Here is a 16,496-nt window from a genome sequence, read left to right as displayed (position 1 = left end):
GTAGAGTCCGGTCCGTGGACGCGGTGTCGCTCGAGTGGCCGCTCATCGGCCGGGACGCGGAGCTCGCGGTGATCGGCCAGGCCTTCGCGGACGGGCGCTGCGGCGTCGTGCTGCGGGCCGCGGCCGGCACGGGGAAGTCGCGCCTCGGCCGCGAGGCGCTCGCGGCGCTCGAACGCGGCGGTGCGATGACCGAATGGGTCTGCGCCACCCGCAGCGCCGCGACGATCCCGCTCGGCGCGTTCGCCCGCCTGGTGCCGGACACGGTGCGCTCGGACCAGGCCTTCGACCTCCTGCGCTCGAGCGCCCAGGCGTTGCGCGCTCGAGCGCAGGGTCGGCGGATCGTGGTAGGTGTCGACGACGCCCAGCTGCTCGACGCCGCCTCGGCCGCGCTCGTGCAGCACCTGGCGACGCGGTCCGGCGTGTTCGTGATCGCCACCGTCCGCAACGGCGAGCCGTGCCCGGACGCGATCGTCTCGCTGTGGAAGGACTGCGGGGCGCAGCCGCTCGAGCTCGACCACCTCGACGAGCCGTCGATGCGGACGCTCGTCGAAGCGGGGCTCGGCGGTCCGGCGCAGGAGGAGGTGCACCGCTGGGTCCTGGACCGCAGTCAGGGCAACCCGCTGTACGCCCGCGAGCTCGTGCTCGGCGCCGTGGAAAGCGGTCGCCTGCTCGCCGACCACGGCTTGTGGCGACTCACGGGCCGTCCGTCGGTGGCCGCCTCGCTCGTCGAACTCGTGGGTGACCGCCTGCGCGAGCTCACCCAGGCGCAGCGAGCGCCGGTCGAGCTGCTCGCGCTGGCGGAACCGCTGCGCCTGTCGGAGATCGAGCTCCTGACGTCCTACGACGCGCTCGCGGACGCGGAGGCGCATGGCCTGATCGCCCTCGACACACGTGGGCAGGACGTCCGGCTCGCGCATCCCCTCTACGGCGACGTGCTGCGCGCCAGCATGCCCGGCCTGCGCTCGCGCGCACTGCGGCGGCGACTCGCCGACACGCTGCTGGAACGCGACCCGCTGGCGCCCGGTGACGCCCTGCGCATCGTGCGGCTGCTGCTCGACGCGGGCGCGCCGATCCCGTCGCCGTTGCTCGTCGACGCCGCCCGTGCGGCCAACCTCGCCGGCGACCCGGAGCTCGGCGCCCAGCTGGGGGAGCTGGCGGTGGCGGACGGCGGAGGCGTCGACGCCGTGCTCGCCCTCGCCCGCGCGAACGCGATCCGCGGTCACTTCGAGGCGGCCGAGGCCTCGCTGGCGGCGATCGAGTCCGAGCTGCCCGGCCATCCGTCCGTGGTCCCCTACCTCGAGCAGCGCGTACGGGTCCTCTTCTGGGGTCTCGGCGACACGGAGGCGACCCGCGCGCTGCTCGACCGCGCGGACGCGTGGTGCGAGGGCGAGCGCTGGCGGCGGCAGCTGCTCGCGCTGCGCATGCCCACCGCCGTGGCCGCGGACCTCGCCGCGGCGGTCGTCGCGACCGAGGCGGCGCTCGGCGACCCGGACCTCGACCAGGAGACGGGCCGGCTGCTGGAGACGCGGCTGGCGATGGCGCTGTTCTACTCCGGGCGCTGGACCGAGTCGCGCGCGCTGGCCCGCCGTCACTGCCCCGAGATCCCGATCCGCGACTACACCGGTCTGATGACGCTGCCCGCCTACCGGTTCGCGGCGCTCGAGTCGGGTGCGGACTGGCCCGGGCTGGCGGCGGATCTCGCCCGGATCCTCGGAGATGCCGTCCGCTGCCGCGACTACGAGGCGGCGGCGCAGGCCGCGGTCGGCCTGGCCGCTCTGGAGTTCTTCGGCGGGCGCTTCAACTCCGCCGCGCGCTGGCTGTCGGAAGCCGAGCTGCACTTCGCGCGCGAGGACGCGTTCGGCCTCGTCGGCGACGTGCACCTGCTGCGGATCGGGATCGCCGCCCGCACCGGCGACGCGGACGGCGCCACGCGTGCGCTCGAGCGGCTGCGGGTGATCGACGGCCCCGGCCGTCCGCGGCCGCTCTCCCGCCAGGCGTATCTCGCCCGCGGCGAGGGTTGGGCGAGCTGCATCCGCAACCCCCAGCAGGGCGCCGCGGAGCTGCTCACCGCCGCCGAGCGGTTCCTCGCCGACATGCCGGGGTTCACGGCGCTGCTGGCGTACGACGCCGTGCTGGCCGGAGCTTCGCCGGTGCGGGTGAGCGCTCTGCTGGCCGACGTGGCGCCGCGCTGCGAAGCCCGGCTCGTCGACGCCTACGCCGCCCACGCGGACGCGCTCGCACGGCGGGACGCAAACGCGCTGCTCGCCGTCGCCGACACGTTCGCGGCAATCGGCGCCCGACTGTACGCCATGCACGCCGCCGCGCAGGCCGCGAGGCGCTTCGTCGCCGACGGGCGCCAGGACTCGGCGCGCCGCGCCGCCGCGCGGGCCACGGAGCTGCACGAGCCGGGTCACGGCACCGCGCCGCCCGTCATCGACGGGATCGACTCCGTCGCCGTGGCGCTCACGGCGCGTGAGGACCAACTCGTGGGCCTCGCGCGCCAGGGCCTCAGCAACGCCGAGATCGCCGACCGGCTCGTGCTCTCGGTGCGCACGGTCGAGACCCACCTCTACCGCGCGATGAACAAGCTCGGCGTCGGCGACCGGCGGGACCTGTGACCGGATACCGTTGACACGTGCCAACCCGTGCGGGATCGTGGCCGCTGGTCGGGCGCGAAGCCGAGCTGGAGCGGATCGCCGGTGCCCGCCGGCTCGATGGCTGCCCCGGGGTGATCGTGCACGCGCCGGCCGGGGTCGGCAAGTCGCGGCTCGCGCGTGAGGCCAACGCCGCCGCCGCGGCTGAGGGCCTGCCCGCGATCTGGGTTCAGGCGACCCGCAGCGCCTCGACCATCCCGCTCGGCGCGTTCGCCGACGTGGTCCCGGACGACGTCCGCTCCGACGATCCGCTCGAGCTCCTGCGCCGCAGCGGCGACGCGTTGCGCGAGCGGGCCCGCGACCGCCGCGTCGTCCTGGGCGTCGACGACGCGCAGCTGCTCGATCCCGTGTCGGCCGCGCTCGTCCTGCACCTGGCGTCGACCTCGACCGCCTTCGTCGTCGCCACGGTCCGATCCGGAGCGTCGGTCCCGGACGCGATCCGATCGTTGTGGAAGGACGCGGGAGCCCACCGGCTCGAGCTCGCGAGGCTCAGTGACGAAGCCGTCGGGGCGCTGGTCGAGGCGGGTCTCGGCGGTCCCGTCGAGCAGCGCGCGCTCGCATGGGTGATCGGCGCCTGCCAGGGCAACGCCCTGTTCGCGCGCGAGCTGGTGCTCGGCGCGCTCGAGGCCGGGACCCTCGTCCGCGCCGGCGGCCTGTGGACGCTCAAGGGCCGCCCGCCCGTGAGCGCCACGCTGCGTGAGCTGATCTCGGAGCGGATGTTCACGCTGTCGGCGCAGGAGCGGGCCCCGATCGAGCTGCTGGCTCTGGCCGAGCCGCTGCGGGTCGACGAGCTGACCGCGCTCGCGAGCGTCGAGGCGTCGGTGCAGGCGGAGGCGCTCGGGCTGATCTCGATCGACGTGCCGGGTGACGAGGTCCGGCTCGCGCATCCGCTCTACGGCGAGGCGTTGCGCGGCGAGCTGCCGGCGCTGCGCGCGCAGCGGCTCCGGCTGCGGCTCGCCGACGTCCTGCAGGAGCGCAGGCCGCTTACGCCCGAGACGGCGATGCGCGTCGCCCGATTGCTGCTGGACGCGCAGCAGAGCGTCCCGCCCCGGCTGCTGCTGGACGCGGCGCGGGCCGCGCTCCTGGCAGGCGATCCCGACCTCGGCGCGCGGCTCGCCGAGCTCGCGCTGCGCGACGGCGGCGGCCTCGCCGCGGCGTTGCCGCTGGCGCGCGCCCACACCGTGCGCAATCGCCACCGAGAGGCGGAGGAGGTGCTGGCCGCCGTCGAGGCGCAAGCGGAGGCTGCAGTGTCCGGTGACTACGTGGAGCAACGCGTCGTCGGTCTGTACTGGGGCCTGCGCGAGGTGGACGCCGCCCGCGCGTTCATCGAACGCGCGGGTCGATGGGCGGACGGGCGCGTGTGGACGCACCGGCTGCTTCCACTCCGCGACTTGCTCTCGGCCCAGCGCAGCGACTTCGGCACCACCGTGCGCGTGACCGCCGAGGTGCTCTCCGGCGGGCAGGCCGATGACGAGACCCGCCGCGGCAACGAGGCGCGGCACGCGCTCGCGCTGCTGTTCACCGGCGAAGGCGGCCGGGCGTACGAGCTCGCTCACGCGCTCCGGCCCACGGTGCCGTTGCGCGGCTATCACGAGACGCTCGCGCTCGGCGGGTGGACGTTGATCGCGCTCGAGACGGGCGAGAACTTCGACGACGGTGACGCCTACCTGTCGCGCGTCCTGCGCGACGCGGTCCGCGCCGACGACCACGAGACCGCCGGGCTGGCAGCGTTCGGGCTCGCGGCGACGGAATTCACGCGCGGGCGCTACCGCTCGGCGGCGCGCTGGTTCGACGAGGCCGCGCTGCAGCTCGAGCGCCGTGACACGTTCGGCACGATGACCGTCGTCAGCGCCTTCCGCGTCGGCATCGCCGCCGCCACGGGCGACGCCGTCGCCGCCCTGGACGCACTCGCGCGCATGCGGGACACGTTCGGGCCCGCCGGCCCGTGGCGGCACCAGGTGCCGTACGTGCAGCGCGCCGAGGGCTGGGCGGCCGGCCCCGGCGCCGCCGAGCACTTCCTGGGCGCCGCCGCGCAGTGCGAGGCGCTGCCGATCTTCGCCGCCCAGCTGCTCTACGAGGCGCTGCGCGCCGGAGCCGAGGTCGCCGAGCCGATGGCTGCGCTCGCCGCCCGTGGCGACGCGCGCCTCGTGCGCGCGTACGCCCGGCACGCCGCCGCTCGTGATGCGGCGCAGCTGCTCGCGGTCGCCGACGAGTTCGCGGCGATCGGCGCGCTCCGGTACGGCATGGAGGCGGCGTTCGCAGCGGCGGCCGCGGCCATGCGCGCCGGCGACCGCGAGTGCGCGCACCGTGCCGCCGCCCGCGCCCGCGAGCTCTTCCAGCCGGATCAGGGCGCCGCACCCCCGGTCTTCGAAGGCCTCGACCCCAACGCGGCGACGTTGACCAAGCGCGAGGCGCAGCTCGTCGAACTGGCGCGCGAGGGCCTGTCCAACGCCGAGATCGCCGACCGGCTGATCGTCTCGGTGCGGACGGTCGAGAGCCACCTGTACCGCGCGATGAACAAGCTCGGCGTCCGTGACCGCCGCGCGCTGTAGCGCGTCCGCTACGTACCGAGACCGCGCGAGTTCAGTAGCGCCCTACGCAAGACGCGGGGCCCGCTGGAGGGGAAGCTGGCTGCATCGTCAACCCTCCCCGAAAGGCACTCCCCATGTTGATCGCCCGCAAGGCCGCCACGGCCGCCGCCGTCATCGCCTCCCTCGGCGCCGTCGCGCTGCCCGCCACCGCCGGCGCCGCCACCACCACTACCACCACGCAGAACCACACGTACCACATCTCGGTCAACCCGGGCATGCTCGCGGGCGGCCAGAACACGGTGACCGCCCGCGTGAAGGTCACCAACCCCGAGAACAGCGTCCGCCGCTTCTGGAGCCGCTCGACGGTCCAGCAGGTCGTGCGCCAGGGCGTCAACAACGGCTACCAGAAGCCGTACATGAGCCAGGGCTTCCGCTGCACGCCCACGCTCGACGGCTCCATGAACGCCAGCACCGCGCGCTTCACCTGCAAGCTGCAGGGCGCCGACGTCCCGACCACGGTGACGCTCACGTTCACCGCGCCCTATCTGCCCCCCACCGCCGGCTGATCGCCTCCTCCCCAAGGACCATTTTCACCATGCGCACCAAGCTCCTCACCGCGCTCACCGCCGTCGTCGCCGCCACCGCCGTCGCGGCGCCCGCCCACGCCCAGCTCATCTCCGAGCCGGGCCCGCAGATCGACGCCGGCGCCTGCAAGGTCCGCTCGTCCCACGACGAGGGCCAACGGTTCACCTACGCCGACTGCGAGGTCACGGTCAACGGCGTCCCCGCCGGGCAGTCCGTCAAGGTCCGGTACAAGTCCAACCTGAAGACGTTCAAGCCGCACGCCGAGTTCGGCCCGTGGGACTCCACGACCGGCACGATCACCGCCGGCAACCAGGGCGCGCCCGCCGGGACCACCGACGACATCGTCGTCGGCCTGCAGCTCGCGTTCCCGGGCAAGAGCGTGGCGCAGGTCAAGAAGGACCTGACCGTCACGCTGTCCAGCGCCACGCCGGGCGCGACCGTGACCGACGCGACCGCGACGCCGTCGCGCTGATCGGTGTCAGGCCCGCTCACCGAGGGACGGTTCCCATGACACGCGTCGTGATGCCGGTGTACGAGGACGTCGAGATGCTCGACGTGAGCGGGCCCTATGACCTGTTCCGCTGGACGCGGGGCAAGGTCATGGTGGACCTCCGCGCAGAGGTGCCCGGGCCGGTCACCTTCAACGGCGGATTCACCTTCAATGTGGACGAGGGCCTCGGCGAAGCCACGCCGTGCGCCGCGCTGTGGGTGCCGGGCGGCGACCCCGCGGCGCTGCAGCGGCTCGTCGCCGACCGGGACGGGCCGTACCTCGACTTCCTGCGTCGCCAGGCTGCCGTGAGCGACTACGTGTGCTCGGTCTGCGAAGGCGCGATCCTGCTCGCGGCCGCCGGCCTGCTCGACTCGTACACGGTGACGACGCACTGGGCGTTCGCGTCGTATCTGCGTGAGCGCCATCCCGCCGTGACGGTCGCCGACGGGCACCCGCGCTTCGTGCTGGACCGCAACCGCCTGACCGGCGGCGGCATCTCCTCCGGTCTGGACGAGGCGTTGAAGCTGATCGAGCTCATCACCGATCGCGACACCGCTGAGCGGGTGCAGCAGACCACGCAGTACTACCCGGCCCCGCCGGTTCACAGCGAGATCCCGGACGCGCGCACGTCGCCGGTGTGAGGCCGGCGCGGTCAGGCGCGAGCGCGCGGCGGCACGTAGACTCCGGCGCCGCATGACGGACCGGGACGTGGGGCCGCCGCTCGCCTCTGACGCTGCGTGGCCGTTGCTCGGTCGCGACGCCGAACTGAACGCGATCGCCGCCCATCTCGGGGACGCCTCCCTGCGTGGCGTCGTGATCACGGCCCAGGCGGGCGTCGGCAAGTCGCGCCTGGCCCGACGAGCGGTCGCCGCGGCCGCCGACCGGGGTGCGGTGACCGAGTGGGTCCAGGGGACGCGAAGCGCCGCGACCGTGCCGCTGGGCGCCTTCGCCGCCCTGGTGCCGTCGGAGGCGCGGGCAGAGGACGCGCTCGAGCTGATGCGCCGCAGCGGTGAGGCTCTGCGCGAGCGCGCCGCGGGCCGCCGTGTCGTGCTGGGCGTGGACGACGCGCAGCTGCTGGATGCGATGTCGGCGACCCTTGTGCTGCACCTCGCGAGCCGCGAGGACGTCTTCGTCGTCGCCACCGTGCGGTCGGGCGAACCGTGTCCCGACGCGATCGTCTCCCTCTGGAAGGACGGATTGGCGCCCCGCGTGGAGCTGGCGCCGCTCGACGACGCGCACGTCGCGACCCTGGTCGAGCAGGCGGTCGGCGCGCCGCTCGAGGAGCCGGCGCTGCGCTGGCTGCAGGTCACCGCCCAGGGCAATCCGCTGTACGTGCGCGAGCTGGTCACCGGCGCGGTCGAGGCCGGAACGCTTGCGCGCTCCGCCGGCCTGTGGCGGCTGGTCGGCCGGCCCACGCCGAGCTCGTCACTGCGGGAATCCGTCGGGCGGCGCCTGGGCGGGCTGCCCGACGAACAGCGGGCCGCACTCGAGCTGCTCGCGCTCGGGGAGCCGTTGTGGTTGCCCGAGATCGCCGCATTGGCGGGCGAGGACGTGCTCGTCGAGCTCGAGTCGCGCGGGCTGATCGTGACGCAGCCGCGCGCCGGCACGTTGGAGGTCCGTCTTTCGCACCCGTTGTTCGGCGACGTCCTGGGCGAAGCGCTCGGAGCCCTGCACGCGCGGCGCCTGCGTCTGCGCCTGGCCGAGCAGCTCGAGCTCCGGAGCCCGGTGACGGCGGACGACGCACTGCGCATCGCGCGGCTGCGGCTCGACGCGGGCTCGCCGATCCCACCGACGTTGCGGCTCGACGCGGCACGGGCCGCGAACCTGGCCGGCGACCCGGATCTGGGCGCGACGCTCTCCGAGCTGGCGCTCGCGGACGGTCCTGACCTCCCCGCGGCGATGACGCTCGCGCGTGCTCGCAGCATGCGCAACCGACAGGAGGACGCCGAGCAGGCGCTCGCGGCGGTCGAGGCGCTCGCGCCGCGCCACCCTGACGCCGCGGCGTACCTGACCCAGCGCGGCTCGGTGTTGTTCTGGGGTCTGCGGAGGCCATCGGACGCGCTCGCCTTGATGGAGCGGGCCGAAGCGTGGTCGCCCGATCCGGAGTGGGCGGCGGCGGTCCAGCGCGCCCACCAATCGTGGGTCGCGCAGGCGGGGGGCTTCTCGCTGCCGCCCGGCGCCGCCGAGGCGCCGACGGCGGACGACGCCACTGACCGCACCCTGCGGGCGGTCAAGACGCTGTCGCTGCTGTTCTCGGGCCGGGGCGATCAAGCGTGGGCCGCGGTGCGCCGGATGAGGCCGTCGTTGCCCCTGCGCGAGCTGCCGGACACCGCCAGCCTGGCCAACACGATCCTGATCGCCCTGGAGACGGGCTACGACTGGCCCGAGGTCGAGGATTACATGACCCGGACGCTCCGCGAGGCCGTTCGGCTCAACGACCACGAGGCCGCAGGCTTCGCGGCGTTCATGCTCGGCGCGCTGCTCTTCCTGCGAGGGCGGTTCCGCGACGCCGCACGCTGGATGGCCGAGGCGGAGCTGCGCTTCGGCCATCACGACACGTTCGACGCGGTCGTCCACGTCCACACGTTCCAGGTGGGGATCGCCTACCACACCGGCGACTACGACGACGCCCTGCGCCAGCTCGATCGTGTTCACGCCGCGCTTGCGGACCGTGAGCCGCTGGCCGTGCACCAGCCCTACGTGCTGCGAGCGGAAGGCTGGGCGGCGCGCGTGCGCGGCGACGCGCACGGCGCCAAGCGGTTGCTGGCCGCGGCCGACGAGCTCGGGGACTCGCCGATCCACGCCGCGCAGCTGACGTATGAGGCACGACGGGCCGGCGCTTCGGTCGGCCCCGCGCTCGCCGCGCTGGCCGACCGCTGCACCGCTCCCCTCGTCGCGGCCTATGCCGCCCATGCCGTCGCCCGCGACGGTGAGGCGCTGCTCGCGGCGGCCGACGCGTTCGCGGCCATCGGCGCGCAGTTGTACGCGCTGGAGGCCGCGGCCGACGCGGCCGCCGCGTTCGTCAACGAGGGCCGCGCGCAGTCGGCGCGACGTGCCGCCGCCCACGCCCGTGCCCTGCACGTGCCCGGCCAGGGCACGGAACCGCCGGACGTCGACGGCGTCGCGGGGACCGCGGTCGGACTCACCGCGCGGGAGGCGCAACTCGTCGAGCTGGCCGGGCGCGGCCTCAGCAACGCCGAGATCGCCGAGCGCCTCGTCCTCTCGGTGCGAACGGTCGAATCGCACCTGTACCGGGCGATGCAGAAGCTCGGGATCAGCCGGCGCGGCGACCTTTGACCGCGGGGCGGCCGGGCCTCGTCAGCGTCGACGCTGAGCCCGACGCCCTGGGCGGTCGTTGAGCACGTATCCCACCGGGTAGGAATACCGCATCGATTTACATCTTTCTGATCCCGTGCCGCTGTGAGCCGGCCCGCGAACGACCGACGGGTCCCGGTGCGTACCCATGCGCCGGTCGAAGGTCCGGCGCTGGACGTGATGCTCGACCAGGTCGGCGAGGCGCTGCTGGTGCTCGACCGGGAGTTCCGGTGCGTGTACCTGAACCGCAGCGCGGCCCGGCGGCTGGGACGGACGCCGGCGGAAGTGCTCGGCCGGGACGTCTGGGAGCTGTTTCCCGAAGCCGTCGGGCAGCCCGCTCACGGCGCGTACCAGCGCGCCATGCGCGAGCAGGTGCCCGTCAGCTTCGAGGACTACTTCGAGCCGCTCGACGGATGGTTCGAGACGCGGCTGCAGCCGGCGCCCGGGTACCTGATCGCGATCGTCCGGGAAGTGACCGCGCGCAAGCGGGCGGAGCTCGACCTGGCGCGCAGCGAGCGGCGTTACCGGGTGCTCAGCCACGCGCTCAGCAGCGTCGTGTGGCAGACCGACGCGCAGGGACGCTCGATGCGGGCGCTGGCCTGGAAGCAGCTGACCGGGCATCCCGTGGGTCCGGACGGGACGCCCGACTGGGGGGCGATCACGCATCCCGACGATCTCGAACGCCTCGGCGCGGCGTGGCGGCGGTCGCTCGCCACCGGGGAGGAGCTCGAGGTCACGTACCGGATCCGGCACGCCGACGGGCGGTGGCTGCACCTGCGGACGCACGGCGTGCCGGTCCGCGAGGACGGCGTCGTCACTGAATGGGTGGGCGTGGTCTATGACCTCACCGAGCAGTTCGTGGCCGAGGATGCGCTGCGGCGCGCGGCGGCCGAGGACCCGCTGACCGGCCTGCTCAACCGGGCGGTCTTCCTCGAGCGGCTACGCATCATCCTGCGGGGCCGGGGCCGCTGCTCGGCGGTGCTGTACGTGGACGTCGACGAGTTCAAGTCGATCAACGATCGCTTCGGTCACGCGACCGGCGACCTGCTGCTGCAGGCCGTGGGCGAGCGTCTGCGGGACGCGGTCCGGCCGAGCGACGTCGTGAGCCGGCTGAGCGGTGACGAGTTCGCGGTGGTCTGCGACGGGCTCGCGACCGACGATGAGGCGCTGACGATCGCGGCGCGTGTCTGCGCGGCCGTCGAGGACCCGCTGCCGTCGGACGAGCGGGTGCACGCGTCGGCCTCGATCGGCGTGACCGTCGTGGGCCGGGACAAGGACGAGGAGCCCGAGCACGTGCTGCGCGCGGCGGACGCGGCCATGTACCGCGCGAAGGCCCGCGGCGGCGGCGCGGTCGAGGTCTTCGACGACGCACTGCGCCGGCGGCTGCGCCAGCGCGCCGTGATCGAGTCCGAGCTGCGCCTCGGGCTCGTCGAGGGCGGGCTCAACCTGCACTTCCAACCGGTCGTGGCGCTGGACGGTGCGCGCTCGGCGGCCGAGAGCCTGCTGCGCTGGCAGCGTCCCGGCGGCCCGGCGATCCCGGCCCCGGACGCGATCTCGGTGGCCGAGGCCACCGGGCTGATCGCTCCGATCGGACGCGCCGTGCTCACCATGGCGTGTACCGAGTGCGTGCGCTGGGATCTCGACGTCGGCGTGGGCGTGAACGTCTCCGCCCGCCAGCTCGCCCGCCCGGACGAGCTCGTCAGGGACGTGCGTGCGGCGCTCGAGGCGAGCGGACTGCCGCCGGCGCGGCTGACGCTGGAGATCACCGAGACCGTGCTGATGGACGACATGCTCCAGGGCGAGGCGATCGTCGGCCGGCTGCGCGGCCTCGGAGTGCGGCTGGCGATCGACGACTTCGGTGTGGGCTACTCGTCGCTGTCGTATCTGCACCGCCTGCCGGTGGAGGCCTTGAAGCTCGATCGCTCGTTCATAGCCGGCCTCCCCGACGACACGGCGAGCGTCCGGATCCTGGAAGCCGTCGTCGGCCTGGCGGCGGCGTTCGACGTGCGCGTCGTGGCCGAAGGGGTCGAGACCGCCGCGCAGCTGGCGGCCGTACGGGAGGCCGGGTGCCACGCCGCGCAGGGCTACGCGCTGGCGCGGCCGGGCCAGGCCCAGGAGCTGCCCGCGCGCCTCGAGGGGGCGCGCGCGGTGGCGGCGGCGTCGCACGGCGGCCATGATGTGTGAGCCGGGCGCCGCCGGCCATGGGGTCCGGCATGCATTTCGGCGCGACCGGCCCGCTGCGTCTCGTGCGACCGCACAGAGCGCCGCGGCTACGACCGGTCGGTCGCCTAAGGTCGCGGTACGCGCGCCACGACCCATCAGATCGCCGGTGTCGGCCTGGCGGCCGTCGCTGTTGCCGCGCTCGACGCGCCGGCCGGGACCACGCCGCTGCTGCTCGCCGGGGCGTGGCTCGGCTCGCTGCTGCCCGACGCGGACAAGGCCGACAGCCGCATCTACCGCACCCGCCGGCTCGAGCGCAAGGTCTGGCCCGTCCGCGTCGCGGGCCGGCTCGCGCGCATCCCGCTACGACTGCTGATCCTGCTCGGCCACCGTGGGCTCACGCACTCGCTGGCCGCCGCGGCGCTGGTGGCCGCGGCCGCCGCGCTGCTGGACCCCGCGTTCGGCGCCGGCGTGGCGATCGGCTACGGGTCGCACGTCGCCGCGGACGCGTGCACCCCTTCCGGGGTCCCGCTGCTCGCGCCGCTGACGCGCCGCCGCTGGTGGCTGCTTCCTCGGCGTACGCGGATTCCCACGGGCAGCTTGCGCGAGCTGGGCGTCGCGGCGCTGCTCACGGCCGGCGCGATCGCCGGGACGGTGATGCTGTGAGGCCCGACATCGACGCGACGCTGCGCGCGCTCGCGCGCCAGCCGTTCCGGGCGAGGTTCCGTCTGCGCGGGCGTGAGGCGGCGGCGGTCGAGTTGCGCGGGATGGCGGTCATCCGTGCGCACGCGCACGAGCTGCTGGCCCAGCGGCTGGCGCCCGCTGCACCGCACAAGGACGGCAAGCAGACGCCGTATCGCGGGCATCCGGTGTTCGTCGCCCAGCACGCCACGGCGACCTGCTGCCGCACCTGCCTGCGCAAGTGGCACGCCGTGCCGAGCGGGCGCGAGCTGACCGCGGCCGAACGCGACTACGCGGTTGAAGTCATCTGCCGCTGGATCGAGACGGAGCTGGCGACCTCAGAGCGCCGGCTTCCCCGATGACGGGGACGAGTGAGGGTCGGTGACCGGCGCCGGCGGCGTCGACTGGGCGTTCGTCACGGCCGTCGGCGGCGTCGGCGGGACCGTCGAGCCGGGCGCGGCGGTCGGCGCGGACTCGTTGCTGCTCTTGCGCTTGCGCAGGACCGCGCCCGCGACGCCGGCCAGCGCCACGCCGAGCGCGGCGGCACCCTTCGTGCCCGGCATCCCCCGCTTGAGGGCGCCGACCGCCTTGGTCTTGCGCGACGGGGCCGGCTTGCGGCGCTGCAGCCAGCCGCCGGCCACGCCGCGGCGCTGCTGCGCGGTCGAGCGGCGCGTGGTCGCGCGACGCGGTGCGGTCGAACCACGACGGGATGCGGTGTTGGGACGAGCGGTGCGAGTTGGCATGGGGCCTCCTGAAATCGGTGAAGCGTCCGCTACCCACACGCAACCGCCAACCGATCGCCTCGTCAAACCGCGCTGACTCGCAGGGTCCCGGACCAGACGCTGCGTACGGCACGACGCCGACTTGCTGACGTCCACCGTTTCACGACGCCCGTCCGCTGGAGAGCGCCCCGCGCATGGAGATCCCCAAGGAGAAGATCCTCGAGCTGATCCGCGAGCGGGTCGGCGGCGAGAAGGCCCAGCAGGCCGACCAGGAGCTGCCGGGCCAGGTCGACCCCGAGAAGCACGGCGACCTGCTGTCCAAGTACGGCATCAACCCCCAGGACCTGCTCGGCGGCGGGCTGGGCGACCTCGGCGGCAAGCTCGGCCTCTAGGAGCCCGCTGAAGACCTAGCCGCGCGGCGTGATCAGGTTGCTCATGATCACCTGAGAGCGCGTCCTGATCACGCGACCGTCGCTCTGGAGATCCATGATCAGGCGCTCCAGGTCGGCGTTGTCGGACGTGCGCACGCGGGCGATGGCATCGGCGTCGCCCGTGACGCTCCACGCCTCGACGACCTGCGGGTGCCGCATCAACGATGCGGCGACCTCGCGCAGCTGGGTGCCGGGCGCGTAGAAGAGCTCGACGAGCGCTTCAGTTCGCCAGCCGAACGCCTCCGGGTCGACGACCGCCGTGAAGCCGCGGATGGCGCCGTCGGCGCGCATGCGGTCGATGCGGCGCTTGACGGCCGGCGCGCTCAGGGAGACGCGGCGGGCGATGTCGTCGTAGGAGCGGCGGCCGTCTTCGACGAGAAGCGCAAGGATTTGCCGTCCGACGTCGTCCATGCGTTGGATTCTTGCGCACAGACGCCACGAAGTGGCATTGAGGCGGGCAGGCGCGGTCCGTACCTTCTCGGCCATGGCACTTCTGCATCCGAACAAGACCGCGACGCTGCTGTTCGACGAAGCCCACAGCCAGGCCTGGACGATCCGGCCTGAGGTCGCGCAGCGGATGCAGCCCGCGCACCCTGAGGACGCCTCGTACGTGAAGGCCGCGCGCCTGCTCGAGCAGCGCGACTTCACCGTCACGGCGCACACCGACGGCGAGCTCACGGACGTGCCCGCGGACGTGCTGGTCATCGCGCACCCGTCCGACCCGCGCTGGGAGGCCACCACCGAGACCGGCTCGCCGCGCTTGAACACGCAGGAAATCGCCGCGATCGAGCGCCACGTGCAGGCCGGCGGCGGCCTGATCGTCCTCGGCGAGTGCGATCACGACCGCTACGGCAACAACCTCAACGAGCTGCTCGCCACCTTCGGCATCCAGATCGAGACCGCGACCGTGCAGGACTACGAGCAGTCCGACGCCGCGCCCACCTGGATTCGCCCGCACCTGACCTCCAACGGCCGCGGCGCGCAGGCCGACGTGCTCGCGCGCGTGAACGAGGTCCGGCTCTACCGCGCCGGGACGCTCGCGCTGTCCAACGGCGCGAAGGTGATCGCGCACGCTTCGCCTTCAGCCACCAAGCCGCACGCGCCGCTCGCGGTGGTCACGACCTACGGCGAGGGCCGCGTCGTCGTGCTCGCCGACTCCGACCTGTTCGGCGACGACACGATCGACCAGCACGACCACGCCGACCTGTGGCTGAACCTCGTGTACTGGGCGGCCGGCCCCGCGTTCGCGCACGCGGAGACGGTCACGCCCTCGGCGGCGAAGAACGACCCCGCCTGGCAGACGCTCAAGGACGAGATCGAGCAGCTGCGCACGCTCCAGAACGAGGACGGCTCGACCGACAGCGAGCCCGACCTGACACCGATCATCGACTCGATCGAGGCGCTCGCGCCGTACTTCCCGCACCAGGCCGACTACCTCGCCGCGCTCGTGCAGGACCTCAAGGACTGGGACTTCGGCGTCCCGGACTTCACCCGCTCGCTCGAGGCCTTCCGGCCCGACCAGCAGCGCGTCGACGGCATCGAGCACCTCGTCGTGTTCCCGATGTACAAGCAGAACGGCCCGCGCGAGCGCCACTTCGAGGCGCTGATCGTCCGCGTGCCGTGGCCCGAGTGGCTCGCGCAGCTCGAGCGCACCCGCTTCCAGAACCCGAAGTTCGTCCCGGTCACGTTCGTGGACCGCACGTCCGGCTACGAGTCCAACTCCGCCGTGCTGTTCCCCGAGACGGTGAGCACGGGCACCAACAAGCCGGCCAACCACTTCGGCGCGATCTTCTGCGACCGCGAGGCCGCCCGCCTGCGCGCCGTGGCCACGCACGCCGCCGACGTCCTCAGCCTCAACCTCGCCCCGGACGCCGCCGCGCTGCTCAACAGCGCCGAGCTGTCGCGCCAGGCGTTCGTGCTGTGGGACCTGATCCACGACCGCGCGCACAGCCGCGGCGACCTCCCGTTCGACCCGTTCATGATCCGCCAGCGCCAGCCGTATTGGATGTACGCGCTGGAGGAGCTGCGCTGCGACCTGACCGCGTTCGTCGAGGCCGTGCAGCTGGAGCGCGAGGGCTTCGCCTTCGCCCGCTACGTCCAGCACGCGATCGTCCTCGACCGCCTGTTCCGCTTCCCCATCACGGGCCCGCGGGTGCGCAACTACGACGGCCTCGGCGGCCAGCTGCTGTTCGCCTACCTGCACAAGCGCGGCCTGTTGCACTGGACGAACAACGAGCTCACGATCGAGTGGGAGCGCCTCGCCGACGGCGTCGCGGACCTGCGCGCGGAGATCGAGACCCTCTACAAGCACGGCATCGACTCGTCCAAGCCGCAGTACTGGGCCGCGGCGCACGACCTGGTCTCCACCTACGTCAAGCCGGCGGCGGACAGCCGGTGGGCCAAGGGCCGGCGCGAGCTGTCCGACAGCGGCGACCCGCGCCGGTTCATCGACCTCGTCCAGCCCGACGAGTTCCCGCTCAGCCTGTTCTACGTCTCGCTGCAGGCCAAGCTGGCGCCCACCGTCGAGCTGGCGGGCACGGCGGCGTGACTAGCCGACCTTGACCGTCGACTTCATCGAGGAGTGCAGCGTGCAGACGTACCGGAAGGTGCCGGCCTTCGTGAACGTCTTGGTGAACGTGTAGCCCTTGGTCGAGGTCGTGCGCGAGCCGGCCCCGCCGCTCGCGGGCGTGACGTTGTGGGCGACGCCGCCCTGCGTCCAGCGCCAGACGACCTTGTCGCCCTTCTTGATGCTCACCGTGCCGGGGGAGAACGCGTTGTTCTTCACGGCGACGGTCTTGGTCGAGCCGGCCTGGGCGGGCGCGACGGCCACGGCCGCGGCGATCACGGCCGCGCCGGCGATCAGTGTGCGTCTCATACCGGGGCAGACGCCGGCGCCGACGTGGCTATTCCGCCCAGTTCCTGTACTG

At 73.6% G+C, this 16,496-nt stretch carries 14 protein-coding genes; 11 read left to right on the top strand and 3 right to left on the bottom strand.

Features of this window, described 5'->3' with window-relative positions; translation table 11 throughout:
* Positions 1-14: 14 nt before the first annotated feature.
* The 9 genes from OJ962_RS14395 (at position 15) to OJ962_RS14355 (ending at position 12,778) form a co-directional block, all read left to right on the top strand.
* A complete protein-coding gene (locus OJ962_RS14395) occupies positions 15-2,618 on the top strand; it encodes a helix-turn-helix transcriptional regulator (RefSeq protein ID WP_270006417.1) in 2,604 nt (867 codons plus the stop codon).
* Positions 2,619-2,635: 17 nt separating this feature from the next.
* On the top strand, positions 2,636-5,206 hold the full coding sequence (locus OJ962_RS14390) for a helix-turn-helix transcriptional regulator (protein WP_202957441.1): 2,571 nt from the start codon (positions 2,636-2,638) through the stop codon (positions 5,204-5,206).
* Positions 5,207-5,319: 113 nt separating this feature from the next.
* Positions 5,320-5,751 (top strand): hypothetical protein, encoded by a 432-nt coding sequence (locus OJ962_RS14385; RefSeq protein WP_202957442.1) that lies wholly within the window; start codon positions 5,320-5,322, stop codon positions 5,749-5,751.
* 29 nt (positions 5,752-5,780) lie between these two features.
* Positions 5,781-6,242 (top strand): hypothetical protein, encoded by a 462-nt coding sequence (locus tag OJ962_RS14380; RefSeq protein ID WP_202957443.1) that lies wholly within the window; start codon positions 5,781-5,783, stop codon positions 6,240-6,242.
* A gap of 35 nt (positions 6,243-6,277) precedes the next feature.
* Complete coding sequence (locus OJ962_RS14375; RefSeq protein WP_202957444.1) at positions 6,278-6,901, top strand: DJ-1/PfpI family protein; 624 nt, start codon at positions 6,278-6,280, stop codon at positions 6,899-6,901.
* Positions 6,902-6,953: 52 nt separating this feature from the next.
* Complete coding sequence (locus OJ962_RS14370; protein WP_238932280.1) at positions 6,954-9,557, top strand: helix-turn-helix domain-containing protein; 2,604 nt, start codon at positions 6,954-6,956, stop codon at positions 9,555-9,557.
* A 156-nt stretch (positions 9,558-9,713) separates the two neighbouring features.
* The gene (locus OJ962_RS14365; protein ID WP_270006416.1) at positions 9,714-11,759 is read left to right on the top strand and encodes a putative bifunctional diguanylate cyclase/phosphodiesterase; all 2,046 of its coding nucleotides are present in this window, start codon (positions 9,714-9,716) and stop codon (positions 11,757-11,759) included.
* Between the two features lie 138 nt (positions 11,760-11,897).
* Positions 11,898-12,401: a metal-dependent hydrolase gene (locus OJ962_RS14360; protein ID WP_202957669.1), complete on the top strand. Its 504-nt coding sequence runs from the start codon at positions 11,898-11,900 to the stop codon at positions 12,399-12,401.
* On the top strand, positions 12,398-12,778 hold the full coding sequence (locus OJ962_RS14355; RefSeq protein WP_202957446.1) for a DUF4186 domain-containing protein: 381 nt from the start codon (positions 12,398-12,400) through the stop codon (positions 12,776-12,778). Before OJ962_RS14360 ends, OJ962_RS14355 begins: the two co-directional genes overlap by 4 nt.
* On the opposite strand, the gene OJ962_RS14350 is transcribed toward OJ962_RS14355, so the two are convergent.
* Positions 12,755-13,057, bottom strand: coding sequence for a hypothetical protein (locus OJ962_RS14350; protein ID WP_270006415.1), 303 nt, complete (start codon positions 13,055-13,057; stop codon positions 12,755-12,757). The two genes, OJ962_RS14355 and OJ962_RS14350, sit on opposite strands and share 24 nt — an antisense overlap.
* Positions 13,058-13,332: 275 nt before the next feature.
* Here OJ962_RS14350 and OJ962_RS14345 point away from each other — a divergent pair, with 275 nt between their 5' ends.
* The gene (locus OJ962_RS14345; RefSeq protein ID WP_202957448.1) at positions 13,333-13,530 is read left to right on the top strand and encodes a hypothetical protein; all 198 of its coding nucleotides are present in this window, start codon (positions 13,333-13,335) and stop codon (positions 13,528-13,530) included.
* 15 nt (positions 13,531-13,545) lie between these two features.
* Here OJ962_RS14345 and OJ962_RS14340 read toward each other — a convergent pair whose 3' ends face one another.
* Complete coding sequence (locus OJ962_RS14340) at positions 13,546-13,980, bottom strand: Lrp/AsnC family transcriptional regulator (RefSeq protein ID WP_202957449.1); 435 nt, start codon at positions 13,978-13,980, stop codon at positions 13,546-13,548.
* 73 nt (positions 13,981-14,053) lie between these two features.
* On the opposite strand from OJ962_RS14340, the gene OJ962_RS14335 reads away from it, so the two are divergent.
* Positions 14,054-16,117 carry a DUF6421 family protein gene (locus tag OJ962_RS14335; protein ID WP_202957450.1) on the top strand — a complete coding sequence of 688 codons (2,064 nt, stop codon included), beginning with the start codon at positions 14,054-14,056 and terminating at the stop codon, positions 16,115-16,117.
* Here OJ962_RS14335 and OJ962_RS14330 read toward each other — a convergent pair whose 3' ends face one another.
* On the bottom strand, positions 16,118-16,444 hold the full coding sequence (locus OJ962_RS14330; protein WP_202957451.1) for a cupredoxin domain-containing protein: 327 nt from the start codon (positions 16,442-16,444) through the stop codon (positions 16,118-16,120).
* Between the last annotated feature and the right edge of the window lie 52 nt (positions 16,445-16,496).

This window comes from Solirubrobacter deserti (genome assembly GCF_027587175.1).
Taxonomy (GTDB): Bacteria; Actinomycetota; Thermoleophilia; order Solirubrobacterales; family Solirubrobacteraceae; genus Solirubrobacter; species Solirubrobacter deserti.
Note: the sequence above shows the minus strand (reverse complement) of the source record. Positions and strands in the feature narration are given on the sequence as shown.